Raw genomic sequence first — 17,455 nt, forward strand, 5'->3', positions numbered from 1 at the left:
TATTTTTTAACAACTTTTAAGCAATGATGACAAACCTCCAACTCGCCATCTTTACAATAATGTGTCTCAATCACACGATGAAAGCCAAACATACATTTTAATAGTTGGATCAAAATCAATCCCTCCATAAAATAAAAAGCCCATCTCAAGATGAGCTTTTCCATTGAACTATTCTACTTTGGAAACCATATTCCAGTTGGCACATTTCCCAACAGGTGTACAAGTAAAGTTAAAACAATAAATACAAAAAAGAAAAAAACGATGTTTATTGATTTGTCTATCATGATTTCACCCTCATTTTATTGTTGTTTCTTTTTTATACAATAAATTATGTAAAATATCAAACAATTTAAGTAACTTAAAATATATTTTTTACCATTTGTTAAAATAAATTATCAAACAATCAGAATAAAAAATCATGGATTATTCAAAATGATCACCATTTCACTGTAACCCAAATGCAGCAAGGCAAAATGAAAAAATATAAAAAAAGACGCCTTAGCATCTTTCATTTATATGAAGTTTATTTAAACAATAATATTTAATTTTTTAAGTAAAAAATTTTTAATAATTTCATTCTCATCTAATAACATCAGTTCATCAGATACCCAAAAAATATAAAATACGTTTTTAAACTGAATCTTTCTTTTAAAATAGTTTGTTGTTGAATTGGGTAATTTGCCTTTTACTTTAAAAGACTTTTTATTATCATTTCCTAGCAACTTACTTCCATGCCAGGGACCGCCTATACAAATATTCATAAGAATTAATTTTAAAGATGTTGTTCTGAATTTACATCAAATCTATAAATAAACAACCCATACCTTCGTATAAATTTTAAGCAAAACAATAATAGGCCACATCATTGGATCAAATAGCGCATTATTTGAACTCCAATGATGTCAAGTTAGAAAGCAGAACATCCGTTTACAGTAGCTATTCCAAATATGAATTCATTCATATTTATTAAAAGTGTGCTTAAAATCACATTAAATCCTCAATATTCTTTCAATAAAGCTTAACTATTCAGCTTTCCATCGATACTAATATTCATTTTTCAAATCGTTTTATGCTTTTAGATAGAAGCCAGATACTTATCATTTATTGATTAGGCTAAAATTAATAAACCCACCTAAAAAATAGGTGGGTTTATTAAAGACTTAAATACCAAGTCAAAGTGAAAAGCACAACCTTCTTCACTGGTTAAATTTTACACAATTCATATTAAGATTCAAGAAAATATTTTACCTTTTGGTAAAGCTTGATATATGTATCGTAAATTTTATGTAACAGACTGCTTAAATCCTTAGCAAATCGCCTAAGGATTGTCGGTCTAAGCGATCTAAAGCTTAAATTTGCACGAATTACAATAACCACGCGCTTAATACCAATATGCCATATCATACATATAAAGAACGGATTTAACCTATTGATTAAATATAATTTATAATTCAAAAACGTAGCCTAATAAACTTTACCAATCACCCCCTAAGTGAAAGTAAACATGAAATATTCAGAGTAATAAGCCTATTACTATAATACTCATACATAAAGTCATTCGCTTTTTAAAATTTTTTTAAGTTTTGGCTATTTATACTCATATGATCATTGATTAGGTTTTGACAAATGATTGACAATCTCACCTATTTTGCAAAAGTTATAAGAGCATATTTTGTCTCTGATAAGGAATATTTAACCAAACGTTTTATTAATAAACTTGGTTATATTCCCAATTTTGATCAACCTAAAAGTTTTAATGAAAAAGTTACAGCACGAATGATTTTCGAAAGAGATCCATTACATACCTTATTAGCTGATAAATTGGCTGTAAGAGACGTGATCAGCAATAAAATTTGTTCTTCTCATCTGGTCCCATTGATCGGTGTATATAAATCTTTCAATGAAATTGACTTTAGTCGAATGCCCGACAGATTTGTTTTGAAATGCAATCATGATAGTGGCAGTGCAATCATCTGCAATGATAAGCGTCAATTTGATCAAAGTAATGCTGAAAATAAGTTAACACATCATTTAAAACAAAATATGTATTTCAGGAAAAGAGAATGGCATTACAAAAATATTAAGCCATCAATTTTAGCTGAGCAATATGTTGAATTATTGATTGACCAAGAGACTAAATTAACCATTACCACATGTAGAGTTCATTGCTTTGAAGGTCAACCCAAATTTATTGAAGTCGATGTACAAGATGGCCTCAAAAATGAATATTCAAATATTTACGATACATCGTGGACTCTCCAACCATTTACAGTTGATTTAAAAAGCAATAGCCCTGCATATTTAAAGAAACCAGCTCGGCTAGGCATCTTAATTGAGCTATCTCAAGCGCTCTGCCTTAAATATAGTTATAGCCGAATAGATTTTTTAATATCAAAAAATAATATCTATTTCAGTGAAATAACCCTAACACCTAATGCTGGAAGAATGGTCATTGAACCTAAAGAATGGGATATGAAACTTGGTAGTTATTGGCATTTATTTTAAAATGATTCAAAAAACACCCACAAAGAGCCAGACTTGTGGGTATATAAATCATGCAAAGCGAGTAAAAAATACGAAGTTTACTTCAATGAAAATCTTACATATTGCATGTAATCTAAATATCACTACACAATAAACTTAAACTCAAATTTCCCTTTATAATCAATATCATCTAAATAATCTTTAATATCATGTGCTATATTCTTAAAGGTTTCTAAAACATCACTTGGTGGATCAATAACGACTTCAATTTTATAATTTTCATCTTCTGTTTTTGTCGTCTGTGTATATACGCCATCACAACTCATTTTTAATTTTAGATAATCCTCTAGCGCTTTAGTTAAATGATTTGTTACCAGCTCAATTTTTGAAAATTTGTGCATATACCCTCTTTCCTAAATCGCTTGTCATAACCGATAAAGAATTTCGTACCTACCACCCAAATACTCTTTAACTTATCAGAAAGATCAGTTATCCAGACATTAGTTCTTAAGTTACGATTCACTATATCGTATTTTATAGATATACTAATTCAAATTCAGGCTGAAAATCAACTACTATTCTTTTGAAATTTCTACCATTTTGAGATTTCATACCAATAAAAATTAATTTTTCACTTATTTTCTTCTTCTATTCTTATATTTCCCAATATATTTATACCAACACAGTTCTTAAAAAGATCTTTCATAAATTAAAAAATAATCATGTGGAGTGAATCATATTGGTATTGAAAGTTCCTCCTCCCTTTGAGAGAAAGCGAGGATGAGGGGGCTTTTATGTTGATCTGTGGTTTTTAAAGGACTTATGAAGAAGTCTAAAATGTAAAAATAAAGTCTTACCTACAATGGTTGTAACTGTTCAGATCATTTTACTCAGCACTAATCCAAGTATGACCCAATCCAAGTGTGATCCAATATAAGTTTGATGAATAAAGCACGGAAAATAATACATCTTCAAATGACAACAAAATCAAAAATATCATTGATTTAAATGAATTAATATTTACACAGCTAGGGATGATGGTTATAAAACCAATGACAATAAATCATTTATCTTCACGCATTAATCTATTTTTTATACAAGACTCATTTAGAGACTACCATAACAATATCTTAAAATTCTCATAACTAATCGACATATAAATAAAAAATTACTGATTGAACTAAGAAACTAATAGATTTTTTAAAAGAGTACTTTTTGTTTCATAACATTTCCAACATATAAGTCTATACATAAAAGTGTTATGGTATAACAATTCAAAAAAGAGTTTTTCATGACAAATCCATATATCAATAGCAAGTTCTATATTCTAATTTTAGTCTTATTTATATCAATTATGACCACTAATGTAATTCATAATGATTTATCAGACACCTTATTAACCATAATTAACTGTTTTATCATCATAAAAATATTACATGTATTGTCTATTCAACTTTTAAACACAATCTTTAAAATTTGTAATCCTTAATTCAATTAAACTATACAGTTATATTTATTCAATATAAATAGAATGTTCTTCAGCAACGATTAAAAAACATTTAAAATAAAACACTTATGAGTACAAATAAGTCTAGAAAATGCTAAAATCATCAATTTAATTTTTATAGAAAAAAGCCCTCAAAACGAGGGCCTTTATACATTTCTTAGTATCCAACAGTAAAACGTTGATTAATATGGTTGTTATTTTCAATTTCATCAGATAATGCTATTGCAAAATCTTCAGCTGAAATTTTACTGCCATCTTTACCAATTATAAGTTCATCTTTTCCTAAACGAAATTCTCCTGTACGTTTACCTGGAGCAAACTCAGCCGAAGGTGATATAAAAGTCCATTCAATATCATCGACTTGTTTAAGTTTTTCAAGGAAATTTACAGCAGCTTCTGCTTCAGGTTTATACGCGGCAGGAAAATCATCCGTATCCAATAAGCGTACATTTTTGTTGGGAATAGTCAGTCCACCAGCACCACCAACAACCAAATAACGCTTAACTTTAGAATCCCGAATTGTGTTAATCAATGCATTCGCATCTAAGCCATGAAAAGGAACAGCACTTATCACGGCATCTTGCCCTTTTAGAGCTTCAACAAGCGCTTCATGATCATTTAAGTCCACATCTACGGATAAAACACGTTCCGTATCAGGTACTTTATGTGTATTACGTGCGATGGCTTTAACGTAATGACCACGTGAAACAAGCTCTTCTAAAATACGTGAACCCGCCATACCTGTTGCACCAATTAAAGCAATCTTCATAATCGTTCCTCACTTATTTAAGATAATTCAAAAATCTTAATCAAATAGTTTTATAAACCATTAAATATAAAACTTATAATGTTTAAAATTTTATAAATAATTTACATATGAAATAATTAACAATTTATAGATTAAGATTGATAACCCATTATCACCTGCATAGCTCTATTTTAAATTATTATTTAAGTTTATTTTCTGTCAAAATCATGTAAACAATGTCACTTTTTAATAGCTCTCATGTATAGGTATTTATTTTTAAATACAATGATTTTAGTAACTGACTTTCACTTAAATAAAGCTTGTGTCTTATTTTAAAATATACCTACTAAGATGGCTGAGTTGCCTTAGCTGACCCTATTAAAGGTGGCCAATAAACAGAAAAACGTTATGATTATTCACTTCGATTAGCTAAACACACAGCCCTAAATTTTTGCATCTTTAAAAACTACCTACCAAGAGTGTAGCATCTTATATTCAGGATGTAGTTTTGATTAGTTAAGATATTCTATGAGGTAACTCTTAGTCACTTTAGACCGATTAAATTAAGGCTAAAATTATAAAAAAGAATTGAGAAGCTAGAATATTTGATTCAAGTGCTTCTCATCATTTGTCGTTGCTGGCGAACTAATCCTAACTGCATCTTTCTCTCAAGTATTTCTTCTTCAGAGAATGATAATGAATCTTTTAATATTTCAATAGGTAATGAACTATTTTCAATCAAATAGCAGTCTTGATCAGTTGACCACTCTGAAATCAATGTTGCTTTTTTGCGCTTATGTCTATGATGCATATAGATACCCTTAATCAAAAACCTTATAGATTTATTTGCCGATCAACCCATTCCAAAAATTTATTTTTATTATTTATTTCTGGTGCGTTGACTATTACTATATTTTTTTTACTGCCAAATTTACCCGAGATTTTGTTTGGTTTCTCAAAATTAAACTCATCATCTGTGCCCTCATTTAAAGCTCTGAAATATTCAGCGATCTTCTCAAAATTTGTTTTGCTATTAAAATCAGGTCTTAAAAGTAAAAAATTATAAATTTGTTCTAAAACAAAATCATAGTTAATATTTTTCATAATATGCTCAGTTCAAATTTATTAAGTAATTTAAGTATTTTCAAATTCATTATATCTAACGATAGAATGACTAAATTCTACCGTTAGATGGTTTATAATGACTATACCTTTCCACGAGAAATAAAACCAATCACAGTAAGGATAACAGCTACGACTAATAGAATAACTGCAAAATCTTTTGAAAGACCTGCTACACCACCAAATCCTAAAAGACTCGCTATAAGTGCTATTACAGCAAATATAATCGCCCAACGAAACATAATATAGTACTCCCTAAAATATATTTTGATTTAAAATAACACTATAAATTAATAATTTAATTCGAGTGTTATTTTATGTGATTAAAATGTTCTAGTTTAGAATATATTTTCACTTAAAATAACACTAAAACTTAAGCATAACAATTAAGATCAACTTACTATTTTAAAAATAGTAATTGCTAAAATTTACTTTTTATATAATTTATTAAGAATAAAATATCGATCGACGCGTGTATCCTTTAATTTAGGCATAATCATTTTTATCATGAATAATACAGAACAAGAAATAAAAAGCATGATGATGACTTCAACAGAGTAACTTATCATGAATAAAAGGCTATAAAACCCTAAAAAGAAAGATAGGCTTAGGAATACCTTTTGTAAATAAATTGTGATCAATACCCCATACAGTAAAGCTGATAAAAACAAGTTGAATTTCTTATTCATCCCCAATTGATCAAAAATAATAATGAGCAATGAAATACTTAAAACAGAGACAATAAAAATAACAATATTTTTTAAAATTTGCATTTCATCCCCTCTTATTTCATATTTATAAAAATGCTCCCCCCTTAGTTGTCCGACTAAGGGGGAAGACTCCCCCAATACACAACACTTTTTATTTAGCACATCAATTTTATAACGAATTTTTTTAATTTAAGCGTTAGCGACAATCACCTTAAATTAAGATTCAGATTTATAATAATGATGAGCACTTGTGGTGTATCTAGGCAGTATAAATAATATGAAATTTAGCGATATAATCCATGGCTTACATGATTGTGAGAAATTTCTTACATTTGTATATTTTTTAACCACATAAAATTCAAAATATGTAAATTAAATATATTATTTTCAAATATTTAATTTTAACAATAGGCTCAATTTGTTTTGTAAAGTAACAAAACACTCAAACAGTGTTAAAAAACTTTACATTTCATGTTTCGACCCATTGGTACGATTTGTTAGCTTTTGATTAATTATCAATGTATTGTAGTCATCGTTACTAATCTTTCTATGTGAATACATAAAGCTTATTAATAAAATTAAAGCGTTAGCACTTAGTTCGAAGTAATTATTTATCGTGGAAGCCTTCTAATGGAATTTGTAAGAGTTTTATATGCAAGTAAAGCTACGAGTACTCATCCAAATCTTAAGAATGATTTGATAGAAATTCTTAACACAGCTGTTGATTTCAACTCTCGCAATGAAATCACAGGCGTTCTTTACTATGGACATGGATATTTTGTTCAATGTCTTGAAGGACATAAAAGTAAAGTTGATGATCTGTTCTATAATCAAATTTTAAAAGATCAACGTCATCAAAACTGTGAGATTTTATATTACGAAAAATGCGACATAGGTTTGTTTAAGCATTGGAATATGAAATTTGCCCCTGTCAATAAAAGACTTGGTGACTTTTTCCTAGAAAATCATCGTGATGATTTCAATCCATTTCTTCTTTCTAGTGAGACGATCCCTTCTTTTATCGACCTTTTAGCGGGTGAATACGCTATTGAGCCATATAATTTTGATTTCAATGAATAAGATTTTTTATACGAATCTACGTAACTTGAGGAAAGATGTATGCTAATTCGATTGTGCTATGCGAGTACTCGAAATGAATTAGCCAATGACCTTATTGAAGATTTAAATGCTATCTTAAATACTGCGCGTGATTTTAATGGAAAAAATAAAATTTTTGGCGTTCTATATTATGCCAATAATCATTTTTTTCAATGTCTTGAAGGTGAAAAGTCTATAGTTCAAGCGTTATTTCAAAGTATAAAAAATGACGCTAGGCATAATAGCATTATAGAATTTGAAATCATGGATATTGACAAAATTAGTTTTAAAAACTGGTCAATGAAATACGTGCAAAAGTGCTCAAAAGTTGATTTATTTTTTAATCAGCTTGGCTATGACTCATTTACGCAAGCGGCTCTCAATGACGTTCATTTAAATAGCTTATTAAATGAGCTTTTGAAAGAAAAGCAAACTCGAGTGCGTAAAAAGGTCGGTTTAAATCAACGAGGAATCTCCTCATTTCTTTAAATATCAAAAGAGAGGGTTATGGACCCTCTCTTTTAAAGAATTTTAAAGTTTGACTGATTGACTCGAACCCAGTTGCTCTGATTCACCAGATATAAATGCTTTCACTAATTTAAAAAAGTGACAAGCTTCCCAGCGCCATTACAAATCGAGACTAGTTAATGAATGGATTAATCTCTTGTTGGCCGCTTGTTAAGTTTTCACTTTTAATTTCCTATATCTATAGAAATGTATTGTTACCATCCCTAAATAGATAAAGTTAAATCGTTTTTACCTTAGGTACATGTTTTAAATTATTATGAAAATTATTTATCTTTAATATAATTAAGTTTTATGAGTAATTTATTTTATTGTTATTATTAATACTAACTACTTTAAAGTTACAATTTTTATAATTAATATTTTCGTTTATTCTTGCATGATCAAGTTCATCCCATAATTCAAAGTAAAAAAATTCAGATGTGTCTGAGTAAATCCAAAACCACAAAGTAGATTCATCTTTTTTGACTGGGTCATAAATACTATCTTTAACTTTGACAAGTTTATGTAAATGAAATTTATCATCTTGAAGTACTATTTCATGAATACTCAATAGTGTGATTCCTGCAATTTAAAATCATTTAGACTATAACTCATTTTTATTTCTTTTTTTTATTATGATTTTTTTAAAAATGTAATTTAATGATTAAATGTACATATATCTTTATATATGTAAGTTAAATTTAAGCTAAGGTGGAAAGATTATTGAGTAATATCTCAATAACGTGAATAGATTTTAATCCGTATTAAATTCAATATAGTAGAACCTAATTTAAAGTCGCACGTGTATGCTATGAGTCCTAACAATAATACACTCTTCTAAGGTATCTCCTGTTCCAGCATCACGAAGATGTTTGTACTTGACTTGAAGACACCAAAAATTGCCACATGATCTCGATATTTTTATTTTGTTGCTAACTTATTGCAAACATGTTGAATATACCTCCATTTTCTGCAATTTTTCTGAATTCACGTATAATAGAGATGCAACAAAAGCAAAAAAAAGACCTATAAGCTTTTGAATCACTTATAAGTCTTTAAAAATCTTGGTAGGTATATCCAGACTCGAACTGGAGACCTCTACGATGTCAACGTAGCGCTCTAACCAACTGAGCTATACACCTGAAGTGCTGAGAATATTATTCATTTTTTAATAAGATGACAAGCCTTATTTCTTTACTTTTAATGCATTCGCACACTCTTTAAGCAATTTCTTGATATTTTGAATATCCTGTTGATTTTCATTACCTAAATAGACAATTTTTTGAAAAATCTGATTCACTTGCTCAAACAGATGTTTTTGTTCAGTCTGTAAGGCTAAACGCTGCATCCATTGTTGAAAGGTTTCTGATTCAGCTTTTTGATCAACCTTAGATAATTGATGATTAAATTGAGCAATGATTCGCTCAAGCCCCGACATTTGACGAGTACGCCAAAATTGCGTCACACCCCAATAGATCAACAGTAATCCAAGAATTCCAAAAATTAAAACCAAACCATAACTATAAGCCGATGTTAAGCCAAGCTTCTTCATCCAGCCACTTTGCTTCTCTGCATCGTAACCGACAACCTTACTCTGCCATTGAAAACTGGCATAGTCACTCCAAACACGCAGCGTTCTAAGCAGCGATGAATGCTGGAAACGCAAATTTGAATAACCTGCATCACCAAAAATCGAACGATCGTCATTCATCACATTTTGCATACCACGATCAATACGCATTGGTGCAATGATGGCTGTTGGATCAATACGTTGCCATTGCCCGTGTTGGTAAACCTCAGCCCAAGCATGTGCATCTAACTGGCGTACTTCCCAACTTTGACCATCAGGAGACAGCTCACCGCCTTGGTAGCCTGTGACCACACGCGCTGGAATTCCAACATAACGCATCAGCAAGACAAAGCTTGAGGCATAATGTTCACAAAACCCCTGCCGAGATTGAAACAAGAACTCATCAACGCGGTTATTCCCCAACCTTCCTGGTGCAAGTGTATAAACAAACTTTTCTTTCTTGTACCAGTTCAATACATTCTGAATATAAGCTTCAGGATTAGACTGGCTCTGCTGATACAGATTTAAAGCAAACTTCTGGGCTTGTAGATCACTCTTTTTCGGATAACTGAGGTTATTTTTCAGCATCATCTGTTCAAAATGTGCATCCTGAATATCTCGAACCCGATTCCCCACCCACTGCAATTCAATTGGCTGGGTACGCTGTACCAGTCGTTTAGGTGTAATCGACCAATCTTGGTGTAACTCAAAACGTTGTTCTATTGGAATGGACTTTTCCAAACCGGTAATCCATTGCTGACTTGGATCACTGGCAAGATATTGATAATGAAATCCATCAATCTGCCCTGCGATCTTGGAATAAGCTTTTACCTGTTTATTGGCAAACTCACTTGTCCACGTTGTACCATCATAACGATCAAGCACCATCGCTCGCCAATACAGCTCATTACGATTTGGCAATTGCTGCATATTGCCAATAACTCGAAATGCCAATGCACTTGACTGTGAAAGCTCAGCAATATCACCCGGTGACATGCGATCACTTAATCCCGTTACCGCTTTATTATTGGGAATGGGGATTTGCCAAAGTGGTGGCAAACGCGGGAAAAACATAAACAGTAAAACAAAGAATGGCAGTGCCAAAGCAATAAATTTAAGAATATGCAATGAATCACTTTTAAGTGACTGGAAAACAGGTTGCTCTATTTCAAAATTGGCGATTTGTACACGATACAGTCCAACCAAACAGCTGATTAAACAACATAAAACCAACAGTGCCATCCAAAAGGCTTGGCTGTGTAAAAATAAACTGGCACTGACGAACAAAGCAAAGTTAAAAAGAATAATAAAGTCACGCTTTGATTTGGTTTCTAGTGCTTTCGCAAATAAAAATGTGGAGAGAACCGCTGTACCTGCTTCTACGCCTAAAAAAGTGCGGGAATCAAAGTAAATAATAAGTAAGGCTAAAAGTGCAAAAACTAATTTTGGGGTTTGTGCAAAGAATCGAGGCAGATTATAGACTTGATGTTTATTGGTTTTGTCATAATACAGTGCCAAAGCCACTATATTCATGAGGAATAAAATAGACAATGCCACAGGCATATAAGCCAGTTGTGCCAGCCAAATCAAACTCAGCACAACTAAAATTGAAATTTGTATCGATTTATTCATTGTTCATCCTCACGCTTGCGCCAATAAGGTTTTGATATGAATATAGTGCTGTTCTCCAATCCCGTTTTCAGTTTGTGCATGTGGTAAAATGATGCTGTACGGCGTTTCCGTTTGATGACATCGATCGACCAACTCCATCATAAAACTTAGCTTCTCTTCATGGTCTGCGCTTGGCATTTTGCTATATTCAATTTGCATCGCATGGGTATCAACCAAATCATCGAATTGCTTTACAAATAATCCTTGTCCACGCGCGGCCTGTTTCCAAGAAATGCTTTGCAATGAATCACCTGATTTAAAAGTCCTTAACTCTTTAAATTCATCTAAATCAGGCTCACCTGTATTGGAATAATTCTGTGATTGATGCGTTAAAGACTTCGCTTCAGGGGCAATCCAGTAACTGTCAGTTAAATAGATATAGGTCCATGCCCGCACTAAACCAAGCGGATAGGTGGAGTAAATTTGAATTGGAGGAACTGAAAATTCCCCTCGTTGTTGTGGAATAAAATTCAATTCAAAACTTTGTTGTTTTTCTTCAAATAGAAAAGATTGTAATTGTTCATCAATTTTAAAGTTTAAAAACTTAGGCGTAGCACGGTCTTGTTGTAGGTTAACTCTCACCTTAAAAACTTCATTGACCTTACCCACTTCATCAACAACCACATCTAATGTAATCGCATGTAATTGTTTAAAACTGAGATAGAAACTAATACATAAAATCGCACTGATTAAAAAACAAAAACCAAGAATTAAATTGTTGGCATAATTAATCCCAGCGATAAAAGTAATCAGAATAAGGACCAGATACAAAAAACCTTGTTGGTACATAAACACCAACACTTGGTTTTGTTTCAGTGTACGGATTCCTGTATAGCGAAACCGAAGATGCAGCCATTTAACAAATCGTTGACCTAACATAAGCGTTTCCAATTAGCCCTTAACAGGAACTTTTTGCATAAGTGCTCGTGTCTCAGATTCACCTAATCCTATACGATGCGACACCACAGCAACAAACACTGCTTGTACATCATCTGCAATTACAAATTGTCTTTTTTCAATCAAGGCATAGGCTTGTGCTGATTTTTTTAACGCCAGTAATCCACGTGGAGATAAGCCATGACGACCTTTACGTGTTTCTTCTGCTAGATCAAGCATATATTCAAAAACAACATCACTCAATGTAATTTGATTTACCACACATTGTAATTGCAAAATTTCCTGATGTTGGAAAATCGCTTGCAACTTTTCGATCAAATCATGTCGCGAGTTTTGTTGTAATAATAATTTTTCTGCTGCGCGTGATGGATAGCCTAAAGACAGTCGCATCAAAAAACGATCAAGTTGTGACTCTGGCAAACTATAGGTTCCACTTTGAAAAAGTGGGTTCTGTGTTGCAATCACCCAAAATGGTTGTGGTAAAGGGTAACGTGTACCATCTATAGTGACATTGCCCTCCTCCATTGCTTCAAGCAAAGCACTTTGGGTTTTAGGGCTACAGCGGTTAATTTCATCTGCAAGCAGAATTTGGGTAAAGATTGGACCATGTTTAAACTCAAATTGATGTTCTTTTTGATTAAACATATTGATCCCAATCACATCACTTGCCAGCATATCATTGGTAAACTGAATCCGTTGAAAATCGAGACCTGCTAAACGTGACAAGCTGCTGGCTAAGGTGGTTTTTCCAAGTCCGGGTAAGTCTTCAAAAAGTAAATGTCCGCCAGCCAATAGACTACATAACGCCAGTTTAGTCTGATGACTTTTATCTAAAATAATTTGGTTGATTTGACTTAAAAAATCATCAATTTTTGGATAAAACTGAGTGAGGTCTAAATTTGATACAGTGCTATGTTGTTCTGATGCTTTTACTTGTGTTGTTCCCCAAATCACCTTTTATTTCCCCAATAAAATTATTGTAACTTCCTTAACATACACGGTTTTAAGGAATACTCAATCTTGACTGCGATAAATCCTTATTTTCATTTGCTGAATACACTTCAACATTTATAGCTTCCCCTATCAGCCAAAATTTACACTTTTAATTTTGCGGCATGTTTTAACTTTGTTTTTAAATCATCTGCACCAATTGAAAATTCACTTCCTGAAATTTCAGCCTGTTTAATCAATTCGATTAAGGTTTTATTGATAGGTGCTTGTTTACCTAACTGTTGGGCGAGCTGAACAACTTCCCCATTGATCCAGTCCACTTCTGTTGTTCGCCCTGCCATCAAATCATCTTGCATAGATGAACGCGCCAAGGGATCAATTGCCAACATTTTACGGCTTAATATTTTAAAAATGAAATTGGGCAAACTGATTATTTTAGGCAATAGATGTGTCGAAATTGCTGTGAGTTTTGCTGGCTTAATTTGTGCTAAATCTAAGAGATGTAAAGTTTCTTGTTGCGCCATAGCAAGGCATTGTCGATATTGATGATTAGACAATTGTTGTTTTAACGGTAACTTTGATAAAGCATTGATTGAATTATTTAAATTCAGCAAAATCTTTGCCCATTGCACCGCAAGCATATCCTGATCAAAAACAATCTCTAATTCAGCTTGTTTAAAAAGCTTGGCTAAATCCTGTTGCTGTGTATATGCTTTCACATGCAACGCACCAGATGACCCTTGATGAAAATGCCCAACTTCTTGAAATGCAACATTAAAAGGCACCATGCCTTCTAAAATCCGATGATGCTTTAAAATCCGCTTTAAAATTGGAACATTACTCAACCCATTTTGAAAACTCACAATATAGGGCCTGTGAACACCCAAGTTGTCATAAAGTTCCTTGGCCACTTGCTCAGTCGCAGCCGATTTTACACATACAAAAATAATGTCGGCATCTGTGACTATTTTAGGATCAACACTGAGCTGTAAATCATTTGCCGCGATTTTTATCGTTTTACCAGTGTAATCTGTCAGTTTTAAACCAGACCTCCTCAATTCTTCATATACACGAGGACGTGTAATAAAACTCACATCAACACCTACCGCTGCTAATCGACCGCCAATATAGCATCCAATACTACCCGCACCATAAATACAGATTTTCATAGCAGTCTCCTTTCATTTATATCTATTAGATGATTCTAGCGGAGTTAGTCTTTGCCAACTGTCAGTTATCCGACAAGTCTAATCATGAAGTACACTGTTATTGCGTTAAACCGATAAATCGCTTCGCTCATATTCAAAAAAAAACGGCACCCAAGTGCCGTTCTATTTAAGCTTTAAATCAACGGGTACATTCTATCAACATGGACACTTCTTCATTGTTCCACCAGCCGTTGGATAGCGGGCATCTACACAATAGCGATGAAAAGTCTTTTCATCCATTGCATCCATATCGGGATGATGCTTTTTCATGTGTTCCAGATAATTTTGATAATCTGGAACACCCACCATCAAACGGAAACTTTGCTGTAAGCGTGTCCATAATGTTGCAATTCTAGACCAATTTTTAGGATTAAAAATTAGCTCCTTTTGCGACATGATGGTCATCTTGATGATTTTATAAATCACCGTTTTACCACCTTGAGCAAATTTAAGCTTCATCACTCACCTCTCACTCTATCTGTAATATCAACTTAGTGTGATTTAGAAACAGATACTTCTTCAGGATCTGCATACACCGCTGGAGCTTCATTTACTGTTGGTGTAGGACTTGCCAATGCACGACGAATTGCGCCAATAGCAGCAAACAGCATCACAATCGCAACAACCATAAAGAATGCACACAGTGCAGCATTGATTTGATTGGACAATACAATGGTTTGCATTTCTTCAAGTGTTTTGGCAGGTTTTAAAATTTCACCATTGGCAATTGCTGTTGAAAATTTATCCGCCTGAGCCAAGAAACCAATCTTAGGATTGGTATGGAAGATTTTTTGCCAACCCGCAGTCATACAGGTAATGAATAAGAAAATTGTTGGGATAATGGTGACCCATACATATTTCTCTTTCTTCATTTTAAATAAAATCACTGTACCCAAGATCAAAGCCATTGCCGCAAGCATTTGGTTACCGATACCAAACAAAGGCCATAAGCTGTTAATACCACCAAGTGGGTCGACTACACCTTGATAAACAAAGAAACCCCATCCAGCAACAGCAACCGCTGTACCGATCATATTCCCCACAAAGTTGTGTGAGTTTTTAAGTGCTGGAACAACGATACCCACCGTATCCTGTACCATAAAACGACATGCGCGAGTTCCGGCATCGACAGCGGTTAAGATAAACAGCGCTTCAAATAAGATCGCAAAATGATACCAGAATGCCATCATTGAACGATTATTAAAAATATCCGTGATGATGTGAGCCATACCAATTGCAAATGTTGGCGCACCACCAGTACGCGAAAGAATCGTACTTTCACCCACTTCTTTTGCCAGCAAGCTCAATGTCTCAGGTGTAACCACAAAACCAAGTGTACGTACTGCTTCTGCTGCGCTCTCTACTGTAGTACCCAATACTGCCGCTGGCGCATTAATCGCAAAATAAACACCCGGTTCAAGCACTGTTGCACAAATCATTGCCATGATTGCAACGAATGATTCCATCAACATACCGCCATAACCAATGACACGAATATTGACTTCGTTATCAATCAGTTTAGGAGTAGTTCCAGACGAGACTAAGGCATGGAAACCAGAAATCGCACCACAAGCAATAGTAATAAATAAGAATGGGAACATGGATCCAGCAAATACAGGACCAGTACCATCAACAAAATGCGTAACAGCCGGCATTTTTAACATTGGCATTGCAACAATAATACCCACTGCTAAACCCGCAATTACACCAATTTTCAAGAATGTTGATAAATAATCACGTGGTGCTAATAACAGCCAAACAGGTAGAACCGAAGCCACGAATCCATAAATGATGAGTGCCCAAGTAAGTTGTGTTCCTGTTAATGTGAAAAATGGTCCCCAATAAGGATCAGCAGCAACATTTCCACCATAAACAATGGCAGCCATCATCAACACAAAACCAATGATAGAAACTTCTGCAATCTTGCCCGGACGGATATAACGCATATAGATGCCCATAAATAAGGCAATCGGTATCGTCGCTGCAATACTAAACACACCCCATGGACTATGTGCCAGTGCTTTCACCACTACCAGTGCCAATACAGCAAGGATGATAATCATCACACCTAATGCACCAAGCATCACCACCACACCAGCAAATGAACCCAGCTCTTGCTTTGCCATTTCACCAAGTGAGCGCCCATCTCGTCGTGTAGAGATAAATAAAACCAAGAAATCCTGAACTGCACCAGCAAGAACAACCCCGACTAGAAGCCAAATTGTTCCTGGTAAATAACCCATTTGGGCAGCAAGAATAGGCCCAACCAATGGCCCCGCTCCTGCAATAGCAGCAAAATGGTGACCAAAAAGTACATATTTATTGGTCGGGACATAATCCAAGCCATCTGCTAAACGATGTGCTGGTGTTAATCGCCGAGAATTCAGTTCAAAAACTTTGGTCGCAATAAATAAACTATAAAAACGATATGCGATGCTATAAACACATATCGCTGCAAGCACTAGCCAAACCGCATTGACATGCTCACCCTTGCTGACTGCAAGTATTCCAAAAGATACTGCACCAATTATGGCGACAATCACCCAGATCAATTTTGATAAGGGTGATGATTTTGTTTGAATATTTTCCATTAAAACCTCACATCTTGATTACAAAAAGCAGTTCCATTGTTTTTATAAAGCGTAATGCATTTCCGTGACTCATTCCTTGGTGACTCTACTCCTCATTTTTTTGTTTTCATCTAAGACTTTGGCATTAAAACTGGTCTGAATATGTACTATTAGCATGACATCACAATGACTTAAATCGCGACTTTGTTATTTTTATCATCAATGTAATTATCTGACTCTCTGACTCTACTATTAATTATAGGCTGTCGATCTACGACTTTAGTCGAAAATTTAGCCGATGTTCGCTATTTTTATAAAGGCGTGTACTTTTAAAAAAGCCGTATACCAACTCAATTTATGCACAATAAAAAAGGGATGATTTTCATCATCCCTCAGCGCCATCATTTTTCAA

The 17,455-nt window shown here is 33.5% G+C and carries 16 protein-coding genes and 1 tRNA gene; 3 read left to right on the forward strand and 14 right to left on the reverse strand.

Annotation, left to right across the window (positions count from 1 at the left end; translation table 11 throughout):
* The first annotated feature begins 1,626 nt into the window (after positions 1 to 1,626).
* Entirely contained in the window at positions 1,627 to 2,505 is an 879-nt protein-coding gene (locus F981_RS10225; RefSeq protein WP_004721220.1) for an ATP-grasp fold amidoligase family protein, read from the forward strand.
* A gap of 122 nt (positions 2,506 to 2,627) precedes the next feature.
* Here the strand turns inward: F981_RS10225 and F981_RS10230 are convergent, their stop codons facing one another.
* From F981_RS10230 to F981_RS10255, 6 genes are all read right to left on the reverse strand, one after another.
* Positions 2,628 to 2,885, reverse strand: a complete 258-nt coding sequence (locus tag F981_RS10230) for a hypothetical protein (protein ID WP_004721221.1) — start codon at positions 2,883 to 2,885, stop codon at positions 2,628 to 2,630.
* Positions 2,886 to 4,148: 1,263 nt separating this feature from the next.
* Entirely contained in the window at positions 4,149 to 4,760 is a 612-nt protein-coding gene (locus tag F981_RS10235; RefSeq protein WP_004721223.1) for an NAD(P)-dependent oxidoreductase, read from the reverse strand.
* A 589-nt stretch (positions 4,761 to 5,349) separates the two neighbouring features.
* Positions 5,350 to 5,550, reverse strand: a complete 201-nt coding sequence (locus tag F981_RS10240; protein ID WP_004721224.1) for a hypothetical protein — start codon at positions 5,548 to 5,550, stop codon at positions 5,350 to 5,352.
* Positions 5,551 to 5,573: 23 nt separating this feature from the next.
* Positions 5,574 to 5,843, reverse strand: a complete 270-nt coding sequence (locus tag F981_RS10245) for a hypothetical protein (protein ID WP_004721225.1) — start codon at positions 5,841 to 5,843, stop codon at positions 5,574 to 5,576.
* A gap of 101 nt (positions 5,844 to 5,944) precedes the next feature.
* Positions 5,945 to 6,103 carry a DUF1328 domain-containing protein gene (locus F981_RS23300; protein WP_004721227.1) on the reverse strand — a complete coding sequence of 53 codons (159 nt, stop codon included), beginning with the start codon at positions 6,101 to 6,103 and terminating at the stop codon, positions 5,945 to 5,947.
* 186 nt (positions 6,104 to 6,289) lie between these two features.
* On the reverse strand, positions 6,290 to 6,634 hold the full coding sequence (locus F981_RS10255) for a hypothetical protein (protein ID WP_004721229.1): 345 nt from the start codon (positions 6,632 to 6,634) through the stop codon (positions 6,290 to 6,292).
* A gap of 567 nt (positions 6,635 to 7,201) precedes the next feature.
* On the opposite strand from F981_RS10255, the gene F981_RS10260 reads away from it, so the two are divergent.
* Positions 7,202 to 7,651 (forward strand): BLUF domain-containing protein, encoded by a 450-nt coding sequence (locus F981_RS10260; protein ID WP_004721230.1) that lies wholly within the window; start codon positions 7,202 to 7,204, stop codon positions 7,649 to 7,651.
* Positions 7,652 to 7,690: 39 nt separating this feature from the next.
* Positions 7,691 to 8,158, forward strand: a complete 468-nt coding sequence (locus F981_RS10265) for a BLUF domain-containing protein (protein WP_004721233.1) — start codon at positions 7,691 to 7,693, stop codon at positions 8,156 to 8,158.
* 328 nt (positions 8,159 to 8,486) lie between these two features.
* Here the strand turns inward: F981_RS10265 and F981_RS10270 are convergent, their stop codons facing one another.
* The 8 genes from F981_RS10270 to F981_RS10305 form a co-directional block, all read right to left on the reverse strand.
* Positions 8,487 to 8,747, reverse strand: coding sequence for a hypothetical protein (locus tag F981_RS10270; RefSeq protein ID WP_004721234.1), 261 nt, complete (start codon positions 8,745 to 8,747; stop codon positions 8,487 to 8,489).
* Positions 8,748 to 9,241: 494 nt separating this feature from the next.
* Positions 9,242 to 9,318 (reverse strand) — tRNA-Val (locus tag F981_RS10275).
* Between the two features lie 44 nt (positions 9,319 to 9,362).
* Complete coding sequence (locus F981_RS10280) at positions 9,363 to 11,378, reverse strand: transglutaminase TgpA family protein (RefSeq protein WP_004721236.1); 2,016 nt, start codon at positions 11,376 to 11,378, stop codon at positions 9,363 to 9,365.
* 9 nt (positions 11,379 to 11,387) lie between these two features.
* Positions 11,388 to 12,296: a DUF58 domain-containing protein gene (locus F981_RS10285; RefSeq protein ID WP_004721237.1), complete on the reverse strand. Its 909-nt coding sequence runs from the start codon at positions 12,294 to 12,296 to the stop codon at positions 11,388 to 11,390.
* Positions 12,297 to 12,308: 12 nt separating this feature from the next.
* A complete protein-coding gene (locus tag F981_RS10290) occupies positions 12,309 to 13,268 on the reverse strand; it encodes an AAA family ATPase (protein WP_004721240.1) in 960 nt (319 codons plus the stop codon).
* A 140-nt stretch (positions 13,269 to 13,408) separates the two neighbouring features.
* Positions 13,409 to 14,434, reverse strand: a complete 1,026-nt coding sequence (locus F981_RS10295; RefSeq protein WP_004721241.1) for a 2-dehydropantoate 2-reductase — start codon at positions 14,432 to 14,434, stop codon at positions 13,409 to 13,411.
* A gap of 195 nt (positions 14,435 to 14,629) precedes the next feature.
* The gene (locus F981_RS10300) at positions 14,630 to 14,932 is read right to left on the reverse strand and encodes a YbdD/YjiX family protein (RefSeq protein WP_004721243.1); all 303 of its coding nucleotides are present in this window, start codon (positions 14,930 to 14,932) and stop codon (positions 14,630 to 14,632) included.
* Positions 14,933 to 14,964: 32 nt separating this feature from the next.
* Positions 14,965 to 17,064, reverse strand: a complete 2,100-nt coding sequence (locus F981_RS10305) for a carbon starvation CstA family protein (RefSeq protein ID WP_004721245.1) — start codon at positions 17,062 to 17,064, stop codon at positions 14,965 to 14,967.
* Positions 17,065 to 17,455: the final 391 nt, after the last annotated feature.

Origin of the sequence: Acinetobacter guillouiae CIP 63.46, assembly GCF_000368145.1 — a bacterium.
Classification (GTDB): domain Bacteria; phylum Pseudomonadota; class Gammaproteobacteria; order Pseudomonadales; family Moraxellaceae; genus Acinetobacter; species Acinetobacter guillouiae.